The sequence below is a fragment of the Comamonas sp. NyZ500 genome (assembly GCF_016772095.1).
In the GTDB taxonomy this organism is placed as follows: domain Bacteria; phylum Pseudomonadota; class Gammaproteobacteria; order Burkholderiales; family Burkholderiaceae_C; genus Comamonas; species Comamonas thiooxydans.
The window spans coordinates 64309-85192 of the sequence record NZ_JAEIJE010000003.1 but is presented as its reverse complement, the minus strand read 5'-3'; the positions used below and the strand labels follow the sequence as shown (position 1 = coordinate 85192).

Sequence of the window (20884 nt, the reverse complement as noted above, 5' to 3'; positions counted from 1 at the left end):
TGGTGAGAGCGGGGGTGAAAGTTCGGGGTGGAGACCGCAAGCCTGCTGTGTATTAAGGTTGGTTTGACGCACCTGACACCTACCGGTAAGGATAGTCGTGTGCTTAACAGTGCAACTGGCTGTGAGAAAATTGCTAATAAATACTGAGTCGCCTATGTCTGAGTCTGAAGTCCTGTCGCCTGTTTCCAATATTGAAAATCCCGCGGAGGACAGTCCTGCCGCTCCTGCCATGGCTCCTGCGCGCAAGCGCCCCAAGCCCGGCGAACGCCGCGAGCAAATCCTGCAGGCATTGGCCTCCATGCTGGAAAAGCCCGGTGCCGACCGTATCACCACGGCAGCTCTGGCTGCCCACCTGAGTGTGAGCGAGGCGGCCCTGTACCGTCACTTCGCCAGCAAGGCCCAGATGTTCGAGGGACTGATCGAGTTCATCGAGCAGTCCGTCTTCACGCTGGTGCAGCAGATTGTGGGCCGCGATGTGCCCGAGGCCGCGCATGATCCGGTCACGAGCGTGCGCAATGCCAACCGCGTGGTGGCATTGCTGCTGCAGTTTGGCGAAAAAAACCCCGGCATGGTGCGCGTGATGGTCGGCGATGCCATCGTTTTCGAGCACGAGCGTCTGCAGACCCGCATGAACCAGTTCTTTGACCGCATCGAGTCCACCTTGCGCCAATGCCTGCGCCCTGCCGCCGGCGCCATGGGCTCTGCTGCACCGACGGCCGAAGCATCGGTTGCTGCCAGTGTGCTGACCTCGTTTGCGCTGGGACGTCTGCAGCGCTATGCCCGCTCGGGCTTCCGCCGTCTGCCCACCGAACACCTGGATGCCAGCCTGGCCATGATGGTCGTGGTCTGAGTCGCTCCTCAGGCACTCTTTCAGGAACGCCGCAGTCTCAGGACTGGCGGCGTTTTTTATTGCGCATTGAGGCAGCTGAGTCGGCAAAAGTCCTGACAGGGAAAGGCTAAGTATTTACCCTTGATGGATTCAAAACCGGCCGGAAATTGTGCAAAATAGAACGAACGTTCGTTTTATTGAGAGTTTCATGGCCTCGTCCTCCGCTTCCCGTTCTTCAACTTCGCCCGCAGGTCGGGATGTGGCGCACCCGGCTGGCCGCGGGGGGGCTGCGAGCAGGAAGACCAGCGCAAAGTCTCGCAAGCTGCACGCCGAGGCGCAAGCTGCGGTTAGCCCCAGTAAGGCCGTGGAAGGGGCTGCCACCAAGTCTGCGGGCCGATCGCTCGCAAAAGGTCAGCAAACCAAGGCCACGATTGTCGAGGCCGCGCTCAATCTGGCCACCCATATCGGCCTTGAAGGCCTGTCCATTGGCGCGATTGCCGAACTCACGGGCATGAGCAAGTCAGGTGTGTTTGCCCATTTCGGCTCGCGTGAGGAATTGCAGATTTCCGTGGTGCACGAGTACCACGACCGTTTCGAGCAGGAAGTCTTCTACCCTGCCATCGAGGCGCCGCGCGGCATTCCGCGTCTGCGAGCGCTGTTTGGCAACTGGATGAAGCGCACCTCCATAGAGATCGACTCCGGCTGCATCTATATCAGCGGAGCAGTGGAGTTCGACGATCGCACGGGCCCGGTGCGCGATGCGCTGGCCGAGTCCGTCGGCACCTGGCTGGCCGCCATGCGCCGCACCATTGTGCAAAGCCAGGAATGTGGCGATCTGCGTGCCGATGCCGATGCCAGCCAGTTGCTGTTTGAAATTCACGGCCTGATTCTTGCCCTGCATTACGAGGCGCGCTTTCTGCATAGCGAAGGCTCGATAGAGCGGGCTCATGCAGGCTTCAACAACATTCTGGCGCGCTATGCCAGCCAGCCGCCAGCTGCCTGACGCCATTCACGACCCGCGTCAGTTCCAACCCCAAAAAAGCAAACCGTTCAACGCGCAACCATCACAGGAGACGACAAATGCCCAGCTACAACCCGCCACTGCGTGACATGCAATTCCTCATGCACGAGGTCTTCAAGGTCACCGAGACCTATCAGCAGATTCCCAAGTACGCGGAGGTCGATGCCGACACCATCAACGCGGTGGTCGAAGAGGCGGGCAAATTTGCGGCCAATGTCACGTTTCCCTTGAATATCTCCGGCGACGAAGAGGGCTGCACGCTGAACAAGGAGACCCACGAGGTCACCACGCCCAAGGGCTTCAAACAGGCGTATGCGCAGTTCATCGAGGGCGGCTGGCCGGCACTGTCCTGCGATCCTGAGTATGGCGGCCAGGGCCTGCCCTTCGTGCTCAATTCGGCGCTGTATGAAATGCTCAATAGCGCCAATCAAGCCTGGACCATGTATCCCGGTCTCTCGCATGGCGCCTATGAGGCCCTGCATGCCTACGGCACGCCGGAGCAGAAGAAGACCTACCTGGGCAAGCTGACCAGCGGCGAGTGGACCGGCACCATGTGCCTGACCGAGCCCCATTGCGGCACCGACCTGGGCCTGCTGCGCACCAAGGCCGAGCCGCTGGCGGACGGCAGCTATCGTGTCACCGGCAACAAGATCTTCATCTCGGCCGGCGAGCATGACTTCACCAGCAACATCGTGCACCTGGTGCTGGCGCGTCTGCCCGATGCGCCTGTCGGCTCCAAGGGCATCAGCCTGTTCGTCGTGCCCAAGTTCAAGGTGAAGGCCGATGGTTCGCTGGGCGAGCGCAACCCGATTTTCTGCGGTGCGCTGGAGCACAAGATGGGCATTCACGGCAATGCCACGGCCCAGATCAATATCGACGGCGCCATCGGCACCCTGGTGGGCGAGCCCAACAAGGGTCTGCAAGCCATGTTCGTGATGATGAACGCGGCCCGTCTGGGCGTGGGCAACCAGTCGCTGGGGCTGACCGAAGTGGCCTACCAGAATGCGCTGGCCTATGCCAAGGACCGCCTGCAGATGCGCAGCCTGTCGGGCGTGAAGGCCAAGGACAAGCCGGCCGACCCCATCATCGTCCATCCCGATGTGCGCCGCATGCTGCTCACGGCCAAGGCCTATGCCGAAGGCGGCCGCGCGCTGTCCACCTTCTGCGGCCTGCTGCTGGACAAGGAGCTGCACCACCCGGACGAGAAGGTGCGCAAGGACAGCGGCGAGCTGGTGGCCCTGCTGACGCCCATCGTCAAGGCCTTCATCACCGACAACGGCTGGACGGCGACGATGCTGAGCCAGCAGGTCTTCGGCGGCCACGGCTTCATCAAGGAATGGGGCATGGAGCAGTTTGTGCGCGATGCGCGCATCAACATGATCTATGAAGGCACGAACGGCATCCAGGCGCTGGATCTGCTGGGCCGCAAGATCCTGGGCAACCAGGGCGCGACGCTCAAGAAGTTCGGCAAACTGATCGCTCAACTGGTGGAGGAAGAGGGCGTCAACGAGAAGATGAGCGAGTTCATCACGCCCATTGCCGTGCTGGGCGAGCAGATGACCAAGTTCACCACCGAGATCGGCTTCAAGGGCATGCAGAACCCCGACGAAGTCGGCGCTGCGGCCGTGGACTATCTGCGTGTGGCGGGCCATCTGGTCTTCGGCTACCTGTTTGCCCGCATGGCCCAGGTGGCGCTGCGCGAGATCGCGGCGGGCAATGCAGATCCCTTCTACCTGGGCAAGCTGCAGACCGCGCGCTTTTACTTCGCCAAGCTGTTCCCCGAGACGGCGACGTTGATGCGCACCGCGCGCGCCGGCAGCCAGTCGCTGATGGACAGCGACGCGGCCCTGGCCTGATGTTCCGCAGGCGCATGCTGTAATGCTATTGAAAGAGTAGCTGTATGCGCCTATTCATCCCTTGTTTTGAATATAAAGGACTAGGAAATGAAGAAGATCAAAGCGGTAGCAGCTCTGGTATTGATAGCGGGAAGCATGTCGGCCGCCTGGGCGCAGATGTCGCCCGTGGGCACCTGGCGCAGCATGGATGAAAAGGAAAACACGCCCAAGGCGCAGGTGAAGATCACCGAGGCCGGAGGCGTGGTCACGGGCAAGGTCGAGGCCCTGCTGCGCAAGGGCGCGGACCCGAATGCGCTGTGCACCGAGTGCAAGGAAGAGCTCAAGGACAAGCCCGTGGTGGGCATGACGCTGATCAGCGGCGTCAAAAAAGTCGAGGGCAAGGATGTCTGGGAAGGCGGCAGGATTCTCGATCCCGAAAACGGCAAGACCTATACCGTGCGCCTGACGCCCGTCGATGCAGGCCAGAAGCTGGAAGTGCGCGGCTCCATCGGTCCTTTCTGGCGTACCCAGACCTGGATCCGCGTTCAGTAAATCTCAAGACAGAAAACAGCCAGCGCCTCAGTCCCATGCTTTGTCCGTGGCAAGGCCGCTGGCCCTTAATGGAACATAGCTCATGTCCCGATTCAATGTGAAAAAAGTCGCCGTGCTGGGCGCGGGCGTGATGGGTGCGCAGATCGCCGCCCATCTGGTCAACGTCAAGGTGCCGGTCATTTTGTTCGACCTGCCCGCCAAGGAAGGCTCCAAGAGCGGCATTGCAGAGCGTGCCATTGCCAATCTGAAGAAGCTCAAGCCTTCGCCGATCGGTGTGGCCGATGATGTGGAGCTGATTCAGGCGGCCAACTACGAAGAGCATATGAAGCTGCTCAAGGGCTGCGATCTGGTGATCGAGGCCATTGCCGAGCGCATGGACTGGAAGCTGGACCTGTATCACAAGATCGCTCCCTTCGTCGCCAAGCACGCGCTGCTGGCGTCCAATACCTCGGGCCTGTCGATCACCAAGCTGTCCGAGGCCTTGCCCGACGCCATCAAGCCGCGCTTTTGCGGCATCCACTTCTTCAACCCGCCGCGCTATATGCAGCTGGTGGAGCTGATCAACACGCCCACCACGCAGGCCGAGGTGCTGGATCAGCTCGAAGCCTTTGTCACCAGCACGCTGGGCAAGGGCGTGGTGCGAGCGCACGACACGCCCAACTTCATCGCCAACCGCATCGGTATCGCCGGCATGCTGTCCACGATGAAGGAGGTCGAGAACTTCGGTCTGTCCTTCGACGTGGTGGACGACCTCACGGGCAAGAAGCTGGGCCGCGCTTCCTCGGGCACCTTCCGCACTGCCGACGTGGTGGGCCTGGACACCATGGCCCATGTCGTCAAGACGCTGCAGGACAATCTGAGCCTGGAGACCGACCCCTTCTATGGCAGCTTCGGCACGCCGCCCGTGCTGGCCAAGCTGATCGAGCTGGGCAACCTGGGCCAGAAGACCAAGAAAGGCTTCTACAAAAAGGTGGGCCGCGACATCTTCCAGTTCGAGCTCGACAGCGAGGACTACATTCCCGCAGGCGGCAAGGCCGACGAGGTCTACGGCCGCATGCTCAAAAAGCCCGCTGCAGAGCGCCTCAAGCTGCTGCGCAATGCCGAGGGCAAGGAGGGCCAGTTCCTCTGGGCCATTTTGCGCAACAGCTTTCACTATGCCGCCGTGCACCTGCAATCCATTGCCGATTGCGCACGCGATGTGGACCAGGCCATGCGCTGGGGCTTCGGCATGAAGCAGGGCCCGTTCGAGCTGTGGCAGGAAGCTGGCTGGCTGGAGGTAGCTAAGATGGTGCAAGAGGATATCGATGCAGGCAAGGCGCTGTGCAAGGCGCCGCTGCCCCAATGGGTCTTCGAAGGTCCGGTGGCCGAGGCCGGCGGAGTACACACGGGCAATGGTTCGTGGAGCCCTGCGCAGAACCAGTTCGTGCCGCGCCGTGTGCTGCCCGTGTACGAGCGCCAGCTCTTCCCCGAGAGGCTGCTCGGTGAAACCGATCTGCCCGACTGGCAGACGGCAGGCACGACGATTGCCGAAACCAGGGCGCTGCGCACCTGGACGCTGGACGAGGATGACAGCCCCTCCGGTAAGCGGGTCTTGATTGCCAGCATCAAGAACAAGATGCATGCCATCAGCCCCGAAGTCATGGAAGGCCTGATGGAGGCGGTGGATACGGCCGAGAGCGACTTCGACGCCATGGTCATCTGGTCCGGCGATGCGCCCTTCAGCGTGGGCGCCGACCTGGAGGCCACCATGCCGGCCTTTGTGATCGGTGGTGCCGACGCCATCGAGAGCATCGAGAAGGAGCTGCAGAACCTGATGCTGCGCCTGCGTTATGCACAGGTGCCCGTGGTGTCTGCCATTCACGGGCTGGCGCTGGGCGGCGGCTGCGAGATGGCGGTGTACTCGGCACGCCGCGTGGCCCATATGGAAAGCTATATCGGTCTGGTGGAAGTCGGCGTGGGCCTGGTGCCCGGCGCGGGCGGCCTGACCTATATCGCGCGCCGCGCTGCAGAAAATGCAGCCACCAGCACCGGCAAGGATTTGCTGCCCTTCCTGACCGAAGGCTTCACGGCCGCGGCCATGGCCAAGGTGGGCACCAGCGCGCTGGAGTCGCGCAAGCTCGGCTATCTGCTGGACAGCGACATCGTCGTGGCCCACAAGGACGAGGTGCTGTTTGTCGCCATCAACGAGGCCAAGTCCATGGCAGCCAGCGGCTGGCGTGCGCCGCACAAGCGCAGCTTCCCGGTGGCCGGGCGCAGCGGTCAGGCCACGATCAAGGGCTCGCTGGTCAATATGCGCGACGGCGGCTTCATCAGCGAGTTCGACCAGCATATTGCGGGCCTGATCGCCAATGTGGTCTGCGGCGGCGATGTCGATGCCGGCACGCTGGTGGATGAGGCTTATCTGATGAGCCTGGAGCGCAAGGCCTTCTGTCATCTGATTGCCCACCCCAAGACCCATGAACGAATCCTGGGCATGTTGAACACCGGCAAGCCGGTTCGCAACTGATTGGATATGAGCATCCCCCTGAGTCGCTGCGCGCCTTCCCGCTTCTCTCGCTTTGCGGGAAGGGGGACGCCAGCAACGCTGCGGGGCGGCCCTTGCTCGCTGGCTGCTGGTATGCGCCGCGAAGCAATTGAAGCCTTGCACACAGGTTAAAGAGCTAAGAGACAACCAAGGAATTTGGTCATGAAACAAGTACAAGACGCCTATATCGTTGCGGCCACGCGCACTCCTATCGGTCGCTCGCACAAGGGTTTTTTCCGCAACTACCGCCCCGACGATCTGCTGGCCACCACGCTCAAGGCGGCGCTGGCCCAGGTACCTGGCCTGGACCCCAAGGCGATCGAGGACATCGTCTGCGGCTGCGCGATTCCCGAGGCCCAGCAGGGCCTGAACGTGGCGCGTATCGGTGCAGTGCTGGCGGGACTGCCCACCAGCATCGGCGGCATCACCGTCAACCGTTTTTGCGCCTCCGGTCTGTCGGCCGTGGCCATGGCGGCGGACCGTATCCGCGTCGGTGAAGCCGATGTGATGGTTGCCGCCGGCGTGGAGAGCATGAGCATGGTGCCCATGATGGGCAATGCGCCCAGCCTCTCGCCCAGCATTTTCGAGCGCGACGGCGATGTGGGCATTGCCTACGGCATGGGCCTGACGGCGGAGAAGGTGGCCCAGCAGTGGAAGGTCTCGCGCGAGGCGCAGGATGCGTTTGCACTCGAATCGCACCGCCGCGCGATTGCCGCGCAGCAGGCCGGCGATTTCGCTGCCGAGATCACGCCGATCGAAGTCACCGACCGCACGCTGAACATCGCCACCGGCGAGACCGTGGCCAGCACGCGCACCGTGAGTCTGGACGAAGGCCCGCGCCCCGATACCAGCCTCGAAGGTCTGGCCAAGCTGCGCACCGTGTTTGCGGCGCGCGGCACGGTCACGGCGGGAAATAGCTCGCAGACCAGCGACGGTGCGGGCGCGCTGATCCTTGCCAGCGGCGATGCCGTCAAGCGCTTTGGTCTGACGCCGCTGGCGCGCTTCGTCAGCTATGCCAGCAAGGGCGTGCCGCCCGCCATCATGGGCATTGGCCCCATCGAGGCCATTCCCGCCGCGCTGCGCTATGCGGGTCTCAAGCAGGACGATATCGACTGGTACGAGCTCAACGAGGCCTTTGCGGCCCAGTCCCTGGCTGTCATTAACACCCTGGGTCTGGACCAGAGCAAGGTCAACCCCATGGGCGGTGCGATTGCGCTGGGCCATCCCCTGGGGGCGACCGGTGCCATCCGTGCCGCCACCGTGGTCCATGCGCTGCAGCGCAAGCAGCTCAAGTACGGCATGGTGACCATGTGCGTGGGCATGGGTCAGGGCGCGGCAGGCATCTTCGAGCGCGTCTGAACGCCGCAGCCGCCATGCAGACCGCCCAGTCGCAAGCCTCCGTACAAGTTCCGGTGCAAGCTGCCGTGCAATGGACGGAGATGGCCTTGCCCATCTCCGTGGGTTCGGCCCATCTGGTGCTGCGCCAGTGTCAGCCCAGGGCGGCAGCGCCGCTGGCGCAGGTGGTGGTGGCCGGCGCCATGGGCGTGCAGCAAAGCTATTACCAGGCCTTTGCCCGCTGGCTGGCGGAGCAGGGCTATGGCGTCACCACCTTCGACTACCGTGGCCATGGCCTGTCGCTGCAAGTGCCGCTGCGCGACGCCAGGGCCGACTTGCTGGACTGGGCTAAGGACTGCGAGCTGGTGGCAGCGCAGCTCAAGCAGCAGTTTCCCCAGCAGCCGTTGATCTGGATCGGCCATAGCGTGGGCTCGCAACTGCCGGGCCTGGCTTCCATCCCTCTGCCCATCAACGGCTTGCTGTCCGTGGGCAGCGGCAGCGGCTACTGGCGCGATAACGCGGCGCCAACCAAGCGCATGGTCAGGCTGTTCTGGTGGGGCGTCGCTCCGCTGGTCACTGCTTTGTACGGCGCGTTTCCGGGGCGCAAGCTGGGCATTGTGGGCGATCTGCCGGCAGGCGTGATCTGGCAATGGCGTCGCTGGTGCCTGAATCCTCTGTACGCCATGGGGGTGGAGGGGCGCTGGGCGGCCGAGGCCTATGCGGCAGCCCACTACCCCTTGCATGCGCTGTATTTCGAGGACGACGAAATGATGTCGCTGGCCAGCGTGCAGTCTTTGGTGGACTGGTACAAAAGTGCGCCCAGCACGCTGGAGCGTGTCGATCCGGGCCTGGCTCCGTCCGGACGCATAGGCCATCTGGGGTATTTCAAGGAAGAGATGCGTGAGCTACTGTGGCAGCCCCTGTTGCCCTTGCTGCAGAGCTGGCGCGACGGTGACCGTGGCCCAGGCAAACCCTTGTTCGGGCCGCTTGAGTCACCTGTTTGACGGCTTTCATTCCCGCCCTTGGGCAACACTGCCAATCATGAGCACAGACCTCCACCCCTTTGATCGTGCCGTAGCGCTGAGCGCTACGGGCGTGCCCAATCAGTACCAGGGAACGGCTTCGCCCGATTACTGGAATATGGTCGGCCCTTACGGCGGCATCACGGCGGCCAGCCTGGTGCAAGCGATTCAGCAACACCCTCAGTGTCTGGGCGATCCGCTGTCCATCACCGTCAACTATGCGGCAGCCGTGGGGCCGGGTACGTTTGAGATCGACGCCAACCCGGTGCGTACCAACCGCTCCACCCAGCACTGGCTGCTGACCATCACCCAGCCCGATGCTCAAGGCCAGCCGCAGGTCGTGACCACGGCCACGGCCGTGACGGCGGTACGCCGCCAGACCTGGAGCGTCAGCGATATGCCCATGCCCGAGGTCCGGGCTGCTGCCGAGGTGGAGCGAGTGCCGCCGCTGTTCAAGGCCTCCGAGTGGCTGACCCGCTACGAGATGCGATTTGTGGACGGAATCCTGCCGCGTGATGAGGACGGGGCAGAGCGCGACAGTCTGACGCGACTCTGGGTGAGGGACAATCCGCCGCGTCCGCTGGATTTCGCGTCGCTGGCTGCAGTCTCCGATGTGTTCTTTCCACGGGCGTGGTTGCGCCGCGCCAAGCGCGTGCCGGCGGGTACGGTGTCCATCACGGTCTACTTCCATGCCGGACGCGAGGAACTGGCTGCAGCAGGTGACGGATTGCTGCTGGCGCAGGCGCGAGGGCAGGAGTTCCGCAACGGCTTTTTTGACCAGACGGCCCAGCTGTGGAGCCAGTCCGGTCAGATGCTGGCAACCAGCCACCAGATTGTTTACTACAAGGAATAGCGCGCCGAAACCAGCAAGCTGTTCACATCATTCACAAGGCAAGACCATGAGCAATACCCAGGATAGCCAGGACATCCTGGTGCACACCGAAGAGGGCGTGTGCACCATCACCTTCAACCGTGCGGCGAAGAAGAACTCCTTCACCGAGGCCATGTACACCCAGATGGCGGATGCATTGGCCGCCGCCAAGGTCGACGCAGGCGTGCGCGTGGTGGTGTTTCAGGGCGATATCGCCATCTTCAGCGCAGGCAACGATATTGCGGACTTCCTGAAGCAGGCCTCAACCCCCGGTGCAATGGGGGCCGATGCGCCCGTGTGGCGTTTTCTGCAGGAAGTCTCGGCCTTCCCCAAGCCTCTGATTGCTGCCGTCTGTGGTCCGGCCGTGGGCATTGGCACCACGCTGCTGCTGCACTGCGATCTGGTCTATGCCGGCGATAACGCCGCATTCTCGCTGCCCTTCATCAACCTGGGCGTATGCCCCGAAGCGGCATCCAGCCTGCTTCTGCCCCAGATGCTGGGTTATCACCGTGCCGCCGAAGCCCTGCTGCTGGGCGAGCCCTTCATGGCAGAAGCCGCGCTGGAGGTGGGCCTGATCAACCGCGTGGTACCGCCCAGCGAATGCAATGCCCTGGCACAGGCCCAGGCCAGGAAGCTGGCGCGCAAGCCCCTGTCCTCGCTGATCGAGACCAAGCGCCTGATGAAGGGCGGCCAGGCCAAGGCAGTGGGCGAGCGTATCGTGGAAGAAGGCGCGGTCTTCGCCCGCATGCTGCGCGAGCCCGCGGCCAAGGAAGCACTGACGGCCTTCATGGAAAAACGCCACCCTGACTTCAGCCAGTGCTGACGTCAGACATTGCGGCAGCAAGACGAGCGCAGCGATGGGGGGCGGTTTCGCCAAAAACGCCACCCTGACTTCAGCCAGTGCTGAAGTCAGACATTGCGGCAGCAAGACGAGCGCAGCGATGGAGGGCGATTTCGCCAAAAACGCCACCCTGACTTCAGCCAGTGCTGAAGTCAGACATTGCGGCTGCAAGATGAGCGAAGCGATGGGTGGCGGTGTTACCCAAAGCGCCATCCGGATTTCGGCATGTGTCGAATCCGGGCCAGCTTGTACCAGTGCCGATCTGAGAATCGCCCCTTGCCGGGCGATTTTTCTTTGACCTCTTTTCAGGGTTGCCTATGACATCCAGGTCCGTATCGTCCCGTCATTCAGCGCAGGAGATTGCCGAGCCCGTGCAGTTCGAGCCTGAGTTCATCTCCGGCTTGCGAGAGATCTTTGAAACGCGCGTGGCCTTCAACCAGACTATCGGTCTGAAGATCGGCGAGATCACGCCCACGCTGGTGCAGGGGCATATCGCCATGCGACCTGATCTGATCGGGCATTCGGCCTATCAGCGCATTCATGGAGGCGTGATCAGCGCCGGCCTGGACTCCATGGGCGGGCTGGCTGTGATGGCGGCCATTGCGGCCAAGCATATGGACGATACGCCCGCGCAAAGACTGCATCGTTTTTCCCGGCTGGGCACCATCGATCTGCGTGTGGACTACATGCGCCCCGGCATCGGCAAGGAATTTCTGCTCACGGCCAGAGTGCTGCGCCTGGGCTCGCGGGTGGCGAATACTCAGATGGAGTTTCTGTCGGTGGATGGTGAGTTGCTCTCTACCGGCACGGCGGCCTATATCGTCTCTTGACGATCTCTGAAACGAGAGCGTAAAGCGCCGGCGAAATATGGGCGGGCAGCAAAAAGTGCCTCAAAGACAGGCAAGTGAACGCTTGCCCGGATGCTGCCAAATCTTTCATTGTGTGAGATCAGGCAATGCATGCAAGTAACTGAAACTTGTGAAAGCTTTGCTTACCGTTATTGCGAGATGACGGTAAATGTTGCTACTTATGCTGCATAGGATGGCACTTTCTGACTAGGAGATTCCCGCCATGGCTGTGCAAAACCCGTTCTTCGGCAAACGCGATAACGATAACTTTCCTTCACGCAGTTCCGTCACCGGGCTTTCGACAGCGAATACCGCTGCGACATCTGGCGCCAGCTCCCTGAGTAACGCGGGCCTTGGCACGGCCCCATCCAGCCCCATGCGTGCGGCTGCGACTGCTGCTCCCACCGCGCCTATTGCGGAGGAAAACGGTGGCAGCAAGCTGACCGTCGGTCCGAACATCAAGCTCAAGGGAGTGGAAATCACGGACTGCGATACCTTGGTCGTGGAGGGAACGGTTGAGGCGACCATGAACTCCCGCGTCATCAAGATTGCCGAGCAGGGGGCGTTTCACGGTACGGCCGAGATCGATATTGCAGAAATCCACGGCAAGTTCGACGGCACTCTCACGGTGCGCGAAAAGCTGGTGATCTATGGCTCCGGCAAGGTCAGCGGCACGATCCGCTATGGCAAGGTGGTGATCGAAGAGGGTGGCGAGTTGACGGGGCAGATCGAAGCGGGAACCCGTTCCGGCACCAGCAGTTCCAGCAATGCCTCCGCTTCCGCCTGGAGCAAGAGCAGTGCCGGTAGCAGCACGGCGACGGCTGCAGCCAGCAGCAGTGAAACCACGGGTAGCGCTGCTGTCGCCTGAATCTCTGCGCACAGCCCATGAAAAAAGCGACCTCTAGAGGTCGCTTTTTTCATGCTCGATGCATGGATCAGCTCTTGGCGGCCGCCTGAGCCTGGAGTTTCTCGCGCCAGGCACGTGTCTGCTCGGTATCAGGCAGAGACTGGGGCTTGCCGGTGGCATCAATGGCCACATAGGTCAGGCGGGCCTCGGTCACCTTCACATATTTGCCCTGGTCGGAAAAGCGCTCGGCAAAGACTTCCACATCCACAGCGACCGAGGTGCGACCCACATGCTGCACGCCCGCGTAAAAGGACAGAATGTCGCCCACGCGCACGGGCTGCTTGAAGATGAACTCGTTGACGGCCACGGTCACCATGCGGGTGTGGCTGATGCGCTGAGGCAGCACCGAGCCGGCCAGGTCCACCTGCGCCATGACCCAGCCACCGAAGATGTCGCCATTGGCATTGACATCGGCAGGCATGGGCACGACTTTGAGGACCAGTTCCTTGTCGGCGGGCAGGGCAACGCTGGGAAGGTCGGGCGAACGGGGAGGCATGGAAATCTGTGACACGAATGGAAAGATTGAATTGTCCCTCAACATCGGGTTTCTACCATGTTGGCGAGAGAAAGCCACTAACGACGGTTCGGGCAAGTAAGTAGGGGGTAACTATGGGACGGTGTTTGTGGTGGATCTGTGGATGCCTGAGTGTCGTGCTGGCGGCTTGCAGCAGCCATCCGGTAAAAGCCCCAATATCGGGCAGAGACGATGTGACATCGGCAAGGTCGCTCAAGCCGCCTGTGCAGGCCGTGCAGCCCTCTTGCCATCCGGAACCCTTGACCGGCGCGGCAGCGCTGGCCGGACCTTTCACTGCAATGAATCCCAGGCAGGCCTTGCAGGCCGGTGCGCTGAATGCGCGTGTCTGCTGGGCTGGCGGGCTGCGCACCATAGCGGCGGTCGGCGAGCAGCGCGATTGCATGGTTCTGTTGCATGCCGAGTTCAGCGAACAGGGCTTTCTGTCCTGGCCACGCGAGGCCAGCTTCTTCAAGGCCTGCGGTGCTGGCCCGTATGACAGGCAGTTGCTGCAGCCCTTCACCCTGGTCTGGGTGAGCGCAAAAGTGACGGGACAGGCAGAATTCGCGGGTACCCCGATTCCCGTCATAGAAATAGACGCCCTCTACCGCGGCTCCGACTGCCAGCAGGGCGACACAGCCCCACAATGCGTTCACAGTTACCTGCAACCCCAGAAGAAGCCGCAGTAGCGGCAAACCAGTCAGACGGAGCCACGCTGCGTCGCCTCTTTCCCTATATCTGGCGCTACAAATGGCATGCGCTGGCGGCGCTGGCGTTCATGATCTGCGCCAAGCTGGCCAATGTGGGCGTGCCCATCTTGCTCAAGCATCTGGTCGATGCGCTGGATATCAAGCCCGGGCAGGCACAGGCCGTGCTGGTGGTCCCCGTGGGTCTGCTGGCGGCCTATGGATTGCTGCGGTTTTCCTCCACCATGTTCACCGAGCTGCGCGATCTGGTCTTTTCCAAGGCCACGCAAGGGGCATCACGCTCGATTGCGCTGTCGACCTTCGAGCATCTGCATGCGCTGAGCCTGCGCTTTCATCTGGAGCGCCAGACCGGAGGCATGACGCGCGACATCGAGCGCGGCGTGCGCAGCACCGAGTCGCTGATCTCGTATTCTCTCTACTCCATCCTGCCCACGCTGATTGAGATGGCGCTGGTGCTGGGCATTCTGGCCGTGCGTTTCGACATCTGGTTTGCCGTCATCACGCTGGCAGCGCTGGTGTTCTATATCGGCTTCACGGTCACCGTGACGGAGTGGCGCACCCGCTTCAGAAAAGAGGCCAATGCCCAGGAGTCGGCGGCCCATACCAAGGCCATCGATTCTCTGCTCAATTACGAGACCGTCAAGTATTTCAACAACGAGCAGTTCGAATCTGCGCGCTACGACGAGAACCTAGAGAACCTGCGCCGCGTGCGGCTCAAGAGCCAGACCACGCTGTCCATGCTCAACTGCGGCCAGCAGCTTATCATCGGTGCTGCGCTGGTGGCCATTCTGTGGCGTGCCACGCAGGGCGTGGTCGACGGCAGGCTGACGCTGGGCGATCTGGTCATGATCAATGCCTTCATGATTCAGCTCTACATCCCGCTGAATTTCCTGGGCGTGATCTACCGCGAGATCAAGCAAAGTCTGACCGACCTGAACCGCATGTTCACGCTCATGGACAAGGAGCGAGAGGTGGCCGATGCGCCCGGTGCCCAGTCCTTGCAGATCGACAATCCGCCGCCCGAAGTGCGCTTTGAGAACGTGCAGTTCGCCTACGACAGCGCGCGGCCCATACTGCATGATGTGAGCTTCACCATTCCTGCGGGCAAGACCGTGGCCGTGGTCGGTCCCTCGGGGTCGGGCAAGAGCACGCTGGCGCGTCTGCTGTTTCGCTTCTACGACGTGCAGGGCGGCCATGTGCGCATTGCCGGGCAGGACATCCGCACGGTGACCCAGAGCAGCGTGCGCCACTGCGTGGGCATTGTTCCGCAGGACACGGTGCTGTTCAATGACACGGTGGCCTACAACATCGCCTATGGGCAACCGGGCGCCACGCAGGAGCAGGTGGTTGCAGCGGCCAAGGCCGCACGCATCCATGACTTCATCGAGCGCACGCCCCAGGGCTATGCCACGCGTGTGGGCGAGCGCGGCCTCAAGCTCTCGGGCGGTGAAAAGCAGCGTGTGGCCATCGCGCGTACCCTGCTCAAGAATCCGCCGATCCTGATCTTCGACGAAGCGACTTCGGCACTGGACAGCGCCAACGAACGTGCCATTCAGAACGAGCTGCGCAGCGCGGCGCAGGGCAAGACATCGCTGGTCATTGCCCACCGCCTGTCCACCGTGGTCGAAGCGCATGAAATCCTGGTCATGGACAGCGGCCGCATCATCGAGCGCGGCACGCACGAGGAGCTGCTGGCCGCCGGAGGGCGTTACTCCAGCATGTGGAATATGCAGCTCAATCAGCAGGAGTCATCGGAGATTCCCGCCTGAGTGCGGCCTCTCGCCAGACGTTTGACAAGCCACCTTCGGGTGGCTTTCTTTTTGACTGCTTTGCTTATATGTATACATGTTGTTAGGTGTTTACCCTTTGATTTGCAATTAAATCGCTGTTTTTTGATTTTTATGTATACATTTCTTCCGTCTACCAAGAACTAAATACCCCGCGAGACATGCCACCCTCTATTGCCACCGCTGCTGCAGCGGAAGAAAACCATTCCCAGGTCGTGAAGGCGCAGCTGCAGCTGCGCGAAATGATTCTTGCCGGCGAGATGGCGGCCGGCGAGCGCATCTCCGAGCTGGTGCTGGCCGAGCGTCTGGGTATCTCCCGTACCCCCATACGTGCAGCGCTGATGCGGCTTGAGCAGGAGGGCATGCTGGAGGCCACGTCCGGCGGGCGCGGCTACAAGGTGCGCGTGCTGTCCGAAGCCGATGTCTCGGACGCCATCGAGCTGCGCGGCACGCTGGAAGGTCTGGCAGCGCGCATGGCGGCCGAGCGCGGGGTCGATGAAGCCCTGCTGGCGAGAGCCGCGCGCTGTCTGGATGCCATCGACCGTGTGCTGGATGCCCAGAACTGGGGCGACGAAGCGTTTTCCGCCTATGTGGCCTTGAACTCCGAATTTCACGACATCTTGCTGGAGATGTCGGGCAGCAGCTTCATGCAGCGCGAGCTGGAGCGGGTCAAGCGCCTGCCCTTTGCCTCCCCCTCGGGTTTTGTGGTGGCCGACTCCGAGTCGCCGCGCGCGCTTCGCAGCCTGATCCTCGCGCAGGAGCAGCACCGTGAAGTGATTGACGCCATCGAGCACCGCGAAGGCGCGCGTGCCGAGGCGCTGATGAAAGAGCACTCACGCATTGCGCGGCGCAACCTGCGCGAAGCCATGCGCTCGCCCGAGACCACGCGCGTACCCGGTGCGCAACTGATTCGCGCCAGCCGCTGACGGCCGGTCCGAGGCCGTCGCTCGGCGCGGCGGACCGCGCCCGCACCCAGACCCTGACGACAAATACAAGGAGACACCCACGATGAGCAAGCAAGCACAGCCCACCTATCCTCGCAACACCTGGTATGTTGCTGCCACTGCGGCCGAAGTCACGGACAAGCCGCTGGGGCGCCAGATCTGCGGTGAGCGCATGGTTTTCTACCGCGCTCTGGAAGGCAAGATGGCTGCCGTAGAGGACTTCTGCCCGCATCGAGGCGCACCGCTGTCGCTGGGCCGCGTCTGCGAAGGCAAGCTGGTCTGCGGCTATCACGGGCTGGAGATGGGCTGCGACGGCAAGACGGTTGCCATGCCCGGCCAGCGCGTGCGCGGCTTTCCTGCCATCAAGAGCTATCCGGTGGAAGAGCGTTACGGCTTTGTCTGGGTCTGGCCGGGCGACAAGGATGCGGCCGATGCAGCGCTGATCCCGGATCTGCAATGGCATGACAACCCCGAGTGGGCCTATGACGGCGGGCTGTTCCACATCAAGGCCGACTATCGCCTGATGATCGACAACCTCATGGACCTGACCCATGAGACCTATGTGCATGCCAGCAGCATCGGCCAGGCCGAGATCGACGAGACGCCCTGCAAGACCGAGGTCATGGGCGACAGCGAGGTGGTCACCAGCCGCTTCATGGAGAACATCGAGGCACCTCCGTTCTGGAAGATGGCTCTGCGCAGCAACGGTCTGGCCGATGACGTGCCTGTGGACCGCTGGCAGGTCTGCCGCTTCACTCCTCCCAGCCATGTACTGATCGAGGTCGGTGTGGCACATGCCGGCAAGGGCGGCTATGACGCAGCGGACGAGCACAAGGTCTACAGCATGGTGGTGGACTTCATCACTCCGGAGACCGACGGCAGCATGTGGTACTTCTGGGGCATGGCGCGCAAGTTCAATCCCGGCGATGCATCGGTGACGGCGGCCATCAAGCAAGGCCAGCACAAGATCTTCAGCGAAGACCTGGAGATGCTGGAGCTGCAGCAGCGCAACCTTGAGGACTATCCGCAGCGTCAACTGCTCAAGCTCAATATCGATGCCGGCGGCGTGCAGTCGCGCAAGATCATCGAGCGCCTGATCGACGAAGAGAAAAACGAGTCGCGCGTTGCGGCGCTGGCTTGAACGGCCGCAGGCGGGGCAGATCATGTCTGTAGATGGAGTAATCTTGCAGCTCCCCGAATCGGAGTCAGCGATGCCCATAGGCAGCGCTGCCCTTGCTACGCTGCTGCATGGAATCGCCCACCACACCCAACCCGCTTTCCCTGGATCTCTACGACCAGCCAGGTCATCTGATTCGACGAGCCCAGCAGATTGCTGCGCTGCTGTTTCGAGAAGTGCTGGGCCCCGATGTGACGCCGGTTCAGTACGCCATCCTGCGCATGCTGCAAGAGTCTCCCGGCATCGACCAGGTGACGCTGGCGCGTCTTGTCGCACTGGACAACTCGACCACGGCCGATATCGCTGCGCGTCTGGAAAGCAAGGGATGGATTCATCGCGAGCTGCTGCCAAGGCGTCAGCGCCGTTTGAGCCTGACCACCGAGGGCGAAGCCATGCTGGCCGCGTTTGTGCCCAATGTCTACGAGCTGCAGCAGCGCATGCTTTCGGCGCTGGAGCCCGAGGAGCAGGCGGAGTTCAAGCGCCTGCTGCGCAAGTTCGTGCAGTTGCACGACAGCACTGAAGCCGGCGAGCAAGCGGTGATCAACGGCTAACAGCCCGTTCTGGCGCGGCGGCTTCATCACGATCACGCCGGCCAGCGCCGGCGGTGAACCGGCACGACTAGGGAATCCACTTGTGCTGGATCAAGATTTCATTCAGTAAACTGAATGTGATTCAGTATGCTGAATGAATGATAAAAAACAAGGAGACAACGATGGAACAGGATTTGCGCGCGCATCTGGACCAGCGGCCCATGACGACCTTCCAATGGTCGGTCATCGCGGTATGCATGGCCCTGAACATGATTGATGGTTTTGACGTGCTGGTGATGGCCTTCACGGCTTCGGCGGTGTCGGCGCACTGGAAGCTCAGTGGCTCGGAACTGGGCTTTTTGCTCAGTGCCGGCCTCTTCGGCATGGCCGCAGGTTCGCTGCTGCTGGCGCCCATGGCCGACAAGCTGGGGCGCCGTCCCCTGATTCTGCTGTGCCTGGCCGTGTCCGGGCTGGGCATGCTGGCTTCGGCCTGGAGCCAGACGCCCACGCAGCTTGCGGTGCTGCGCGTGATCACGGGCCTGGGCGTGGGCGGCATTCTGGCTTGCAGCAATGTGATTGCCAGCGAATATGCCTCGCTGCGCTGGCGCAGTCTGGCAGTCACGCTGCAATCGACCGGCTATGCGCTGGGCGCGACCATTGGCGGCAGTATCGCGGTCTGGCTGCTCGCGCACCATGGCTGGCGTTCCGTCTTCCTGTTTGGCGGTTGCTCCACGCTGGCGGTGCTGGTTCTGGCCTGGTTTGCCTTGCCCGAGTCCCTGGACTTTCTGCTGGTCAAGCGGCCCGCCAATGCGCTGCAGCGTCTCAATGGACTGATTCGCAAGATGGGCCTGCCCGCACTGGGTTCCCTGCCTCAGGCCGTGGCGGCAGGCAGCGGTGAAGGCAAGCGCATGGGCCCTTTGCAACTGCTGTCTCCCAGGCTGCTGCGCCCCACCTTGCTGGTCTGGCTGTCCTTCTTCTCGGTGATGTTCGGCTTTTATTTCGTGATGAGCTGGACGCCCAAGCTGCTGGCGGCCTCGGGGCTGACGCCCGAGCAGGGCGTGACCACGGGCGTGCTGCTGAGTCTGGGCGGCATTCTGGGCGCGACCTTGCTGGGCCTGCTGGCGGCGCGTTTCGCGATTCACCGTGCGCTGGCGGTCTTCATGCTGGTGACGGCAGTGCTGCTGTGCTTTCTGGTGGGTAGCTCCGGCGCGCTGTGGATGTCGTACACGCTGGCCTTTCTGATTGGTGTGTTTGTGAATGCTTGCGTGGCCGGCCTCTATGCGATTGCGCCTGTGGTCTACGGCAGCGATGTGCGCGCCACGGGCGTGGGCTGGGGCATAGGCATCGGCCGCATCGGGGCGATTGTGTCGCCGCTGGTGGCCGGTGGCCTGCTGGATGCGGCCTGGTCGCCCGATCAGCTGTACCTGGGTTATGGCCTGGCGTTTGTCCTGGCTGCCGTCATCGTGTCCATGCATCGCATTGCAGGCCCGCAGGCTGCGCACAGGCGCGCTGCATCCGAGACAGTGGCTGCCGCTCATTGACCAGGGAGATTTCGATGAACCAGATTTCCCAACCCACGAGCGCGGCCCTGCCGGCCTTTCCGCTGGATCAATGGTATGTGGCAGGCTTTGCCTGGGAGCTCAAGGACCAGCCGGTGGCGCGCACCTTGCTGGGCCAGCCCGTGGTCTTGTTCCGCACGGAAGATGGCCGCGTCGCGGCGCTGGAGGATCGCTGCTGCCACCGCGAGCTGCCGCTGTCCTGCGGCACGGTGGAGGCTGCGGGTCTGCGCTGTGGCTACCATGGTCTGCTCTTCAGTCATGAGGGGCGCTGCCTCGAAATACCGGGCCAGGAACGGATTCCGGCCAAGGCCTGCGTGAAGTCCTTCGAGCTGCGCGAGCGCGACCAGATTCTCTGGATCTGGATGGGCGCGACGCCGGATTCCGTGCCGGGCACGGAGCCACCGGCCTATGCCGTGCACAGCGACCCGCAATATCGTTTTGGCGGCGGCGTCTACCACTATGACGCACCGTATCAGCTGATTCACGACAATCTGCTGGACCTGAGCCATCTGGGCTATGTGCACCTCAAGACCATAGGCGGCAATGCCCGCGTGCATATGAACGCGGATCTCAAGGTCAGCCAGGACGGGGACAGCGTGAAGGTGGTGCGCTGGATGCCGGATTCGGACCCGCCGCCCACCTATGCGCAGGCCTGGCCTTTTCAGGGCCGCATCGACCGCTGGCAGGAAGTGGAGTTCCACCCCTCGCATGTGCGTATCTGGACCGGTGCCATGGATGCCGGCCAGGACAGGCTGGACAACCCGGCGCGCGAAGGATTCCATATGCGCGGCTTTCACGGCGTGACGCCGGAGACGGAGACCAGCGCGCATTACTTCTGGACGATTGCGACCAATCCGCATCCGCAGATGCAGGACACGACACAGCTGGTGATCGATCAGACGGCGGCCACTTTCGAAGAAGACAAGGTGGTCATCGAAGCCCAGTTCCGCAACCAGCAGCGGTTTGGTTCACGCGCCGTGGTGGATATCCACGTGGATGTGGGGCCCAACCGTGCGCGGCGCGTGATCGAGCGCTTGCGCCAGGCCGGCGTGCAAGCCTCGCAGGCGCTGGCCTAGCGACGCAC

The 20884-nt window shown here is 62.5% G+C and carries 19 protein-coding genes; 18 read left to right on the top strand and 1 reads right to left on the bottom strand.

From position 1 onward, the window contains the following. Window positions 1–154 precede the first annotated feature (154 nt). The 11 genes from slmA (at window position 155) to JAO85_RS06055 (ending at window position 12546) form a co-directional block, all read left to right on the top strand. Window positions 155–850: a nucleoid occlusion factor SlmA gene (gene slmA / locus JAO85_RS06105; protein ID WP_003081301.1), complete on the top strand. Its 696-nt coding sequence runs from the start codon at window positions 155–157 to the stop codon at window positions 848–850. 187 nt (window positions 851–1037) lie between these two features. Beyond that, window positions 1038–1832 (top strand): TetR/AcrR family transcriptional regulator, encoded by a 795-nt coding sequence (locus JAO85_RS06100; RefSeq protein WP_122974662.1) that lies wholly within the window; start codon window positions 1038–1040, stop codon window positions 1830–1832. Window positions 1833–1909: 77 nt separating this feature from the next. After that, entirely contained in the window at window positions 1910–3706 is a 1797-nt protein-coding gene (locus JAO85_RS06095) for an acyl-CoA dehydrogenase C-terminal domain-containing protein (RefSeq protein ID WP_012839898.1), read from the top strand. Window positions 3707–3793: 87 nt separating this feature from the next. Further along, the gene (locus JAO85_RS06090) at window positions 3794–4237 is read left to right on the top strand and encodes a DUF2147 domain-containing protein (protein ID WP_012839897.1); all 444 of its coding nucleotides are present in this window, start codon (window positions 3794–3796) and stop codon (window positions 4235–4237) included. A gap of 82 nt (window positions 4238–4319) precedes the next feature. After that, a complete protein-coding gene (locus tag JAO85_RS06085) occupies window positions 4320–6743 on the top strand; it encodes a 3-hydroxyacyl-CoA dehydrogenase/enoyl-CoA hydratase family protein (protein WP_202787694.1) in 2424 nt (807 codons plus the stop codon). A 180-nt stretch (window positions 6744–6923) separates the two neighbouring features. Then, entirely contained in the window at window positions 6924–8120 is a 1197-nt protein-coding gene (locus tag JAO85_RS06080) for an acetyl-CoA C-acyltransferase (protein ID WP_039050044.1), read from the top strand. Between the two features lie 14 nt (window positions 8121–8134). Continuing rightward, window positions 8135–9100 (top strand): alpha/beta fold hydrolase, encoded by a 966-nt coding sequence (locus JAO85_RS06075; RefSeq protein ID WP_202787693.1) that lies wholly within the window; start codon window positions 8135–8137, stop codon window positions 9098–9100. A 37-nt stretch (window positions 9101–9137) separates the two neighbouring features. After that, window positions 9138–9971, top strand: a complete 834-nt coding sequence (locus JAO85_RS06070) for an acyl-CoA thioesterase II (RefSeq protein ID WP_034391059.1) — start codon at window positions 9138–9140, stop codon at window positions 9969–9971. A gap of 46 nt (window positions 9972–10017) precedes the next feature. Beyond that, window positions 10018–10812 carry an enoyl-CoA hydratase gene (locus JAO85_RS06065; protein ID WP_039050041.1) on the top strand — a complete coding sequence of 265 codons (795 nt, stop codon included), beginning with the start codon at window positions 10018–10020 and terminating at the stop codon, window positions 10810–10812. A gap of 335 nt (window positions 10813–11147) precedes the next feature. Beyond that, window positions 11148–11660, top strand: coding sequence for a thioesterase family protein (locus JAO85_RS06060; RefSeq protein WP_046460552.1), 513 nt, complete (start codon window positions 11148–11150; stop codon window positions 11658–11660). A gap of 241 nt (window positions 11661–11901) precedes the next feature. Then, a complete protein-coding gene (locus JAO85_RS06055; RefSeq protein WP_087863498.1) occupies window positions 11902–12546 on the top strand; it encodes a polymer-forming cytoskeletal protein in 645 nt (214 codons plus the stop codon). A 67-nt stretch (window positions 12547–12613) separates the two neighbouring features. Here JAO85_RS06055 and JAO85_RS06050 read toward each other — a convergent pair whose 3' ends face one another. After that, entirely contained in the window at window positions 12614–13081 is a 468-nt protein-coding gene (locus JAO85_RS06050) for an acyl-CoA thioesterase (protein WP_003068067.1), read from the bottom strand. 212 nt (window positions 13082–13293) lie between these two features. Here JAO85_RS06050 and JAO85_RS06045 point away from each other — a divergent pair, with 212 nt between their 5' ends. The 7 genes from JAO85_RS06045 (at window position 13294) to JAO85_RS06015 (ending at window position 20876) form a co-directional block, all read left to right on the top strand. Continuing rightward, a complete protein-coding gene (locus JAO85_RS06045; protein WP_003068069.1) occupies window positions 13294–13785 on the top strand; it encodes a hypothetical protein in 492 nt (163 codons plus the stop codon). Beyond that, the gene (locus JAO85_RS06040) at window positions 13743–15572 is read left to right on the top strand and encodes an ABC transporter ATP-binding protein/permease (protein WP_012839889.1); all 1830 of its coding nucleotides are present in this window, start codon (window positions 13743–13745) and stop codon (window positions 15570–15572) included. Before JAO85_RS06045 ends, JAO85_RS06040 begins: the two co-directional genes overlap by 43 nt. A 179-nt stretch (window positions 15573–15751) precedes the next feature. Next, window positions 15752–16516 (top strand): GntR family transcriptional regulator, encoded by a 765-nt coding sequence (locus JAO85_RS06035; protein WP_012839888.1) that lies wholly within the window; start codon window positions 15752–15754, stop codon window positions 16514–16516. Window positions 16517–16598: 82 nt separating this feature from the next. Next, window positions 16599–17675, top strand: a complete 1077-nt coding sequence (locus JAO85_RS06030; protein ID WP_063663816.1) for an aromatic ring-hydroxylating dioxygenase subunit alpha — start codon at window positions 16599–16601, stop codon at window positions 17673–17675. Window positions 17676–17782: 107 nt separating this feature from the next. Beyond that, window positions 17783–18262 (top strand): MarR family winged helix-turn-helix transcriptional regulator, encoded by a 480-nt coding sequence (locus JAO85_RS06025; protein ID WP_003051093.1) that lies wholly within the window; start codon window positions 17783–17785, stop codon window positions 18260–18262. A gap of 161 nt (window positions 18263–18423) precedes the next feature. Further along, complete coding sequence (locus tag JAO85_RS06020; protein ID WP_202787692.1) at window positions 18424–19782, top strand: MFS transporter; 1359 nt, start codon at window positions 18424–18426, stop codon at window positions 19780–19782. A 14-nt stretch (window positions 19783–19796) separates the two neighbouring features. After that, entirely contained in the window at window positions 19797–20876 is a 1080-nt protein-coding gene (locus JAO85_RS06015; RefSeq protein WP_202787691.1) for a Rieske 2Fe-2S domain-containing protein, read from the top strand. Window positions 20877–20884: the final 8 nt, after the last annotated feature.

Coding starts and splice junctions, on each gene's coding strand:
- slmA (WP_003081301.1), top strand. CDS start 155: ATGTCTGAGTCTGAAGTCCTGTCGCCTGTTTCCAATATTGAAAATCCC.
- JAO85_RS06100 (WP_122974662.1), top strand. CDS start 1,038: ATGGCCTCGTCCTCCGCTTCCCGTTCTTCAACTTCGCCCGCAGGTCGG.
- JAO85_RS06095 (WP_012839898.1), top strand. CDS start 1,910: ATGCCCAGCTACAACCCGCCACTGCGTGACATGCAATTCCTCATGCAC.
- JAO85_RS06090 (WP_012839897.1), top strand. CDS start 3,794: ATGAAGAAGATCAAAGCGGTAGCAGCTCTGGTATTGATAGCGGGAAGC.
- JAO85_RS06085 (WP_202787694.1), top strand. CDS start 4,320: ATGTCCCGATTCAATGTGAAAAAAGTCGCCGTGCTGGGCGCGGGCGTG.
- JAO85_RS06080 (WP_039050044.1), top strand. CDS start 6,924: ATGAAACAAGTACAAGACGCCTATATCGTTGCGGCCACGCGCACTCCT.
- JAO85_RS06075 (WP_202787693.1), top strand. CDS start 8,135: ATGCAGACCGCCCAGTCGCAAGCCTCCGTACAAGTTCCGGTGCAAGCT.
- JAO85_RS06070 (WP_034391059.1), top strand. CDS start 9,138: ATGAGCACAGACCTCCACCCCTTTGATCGTGCCGTAGCGCTGAGCGCT.
- JAO85_RS06065 (WP_039050041.1), top strand. CDS start 10,018: ATGAGCAATACCCAGGATAGCCAGGACATCCTGGTGCACACCGAAGAG.
- JAO85_RS06060 (WP_046460552.1), top strand. CDS start 11,148: ATGACATCCAGGTCCGTATCGTCCCGTCATTCAGCGCAGGAGATTGCC.
- JAO85_RS06055 (WP_087863498.1), top strand. CDS start 11,902: ATGGCTGTGCAAAACCCGTTCTTCGGCAAACGCGATAACGATAACTTT.
- JAO85_RS06050 (WP_003068067.1), bottom strand. CDS start 13,081: ATGCCTCCCCGTTCGCCCGACCTTCCCAGCGTTGCCCTGCCCGCCGAC.
- JAO85_RS06040 (WP_012839889.1), top strand. CDS start 13,743: ATGCGTTCACAGTTACCTGCAACCCCAGAAGAAGCCGCAGTAGCGGCA.
- JAO85_RS06035 (WP_012839888.1), top strand. CDS start 15,752: ATGCCACCCTCTATTGCCACCGCTGCTGCAGCGGAAGAAAACCATTCC.
- JAO85_RS06030 (WP_063663816.1), top strand. CDS start 16,599: ATGAGCAAGCAAGCACAGCCCACCTATCCTCGCAACACCTGGTATGTT.
- JAO85_RS06025 (WP_003051093.1), top strand. CDS start 17,783: ATGGAATCGCCCACCACACCCAACCCGCTTTCCCTGGATCTCTACGAC.
- JAO85_RS06020 (WP_202787692.1), top strand. CDS start 18,424: ATGGAACAGGATTTGCGCGCGCATCTGGACCAGCGGCCCATGACGACC.
- JAO85_RS06015 (WP_202787691.1), top strand. CDS start 19,797: ATGAACCAGATTTCCCAACCCACGAGCGCGGCCCTGCCGGCCTTTCCG.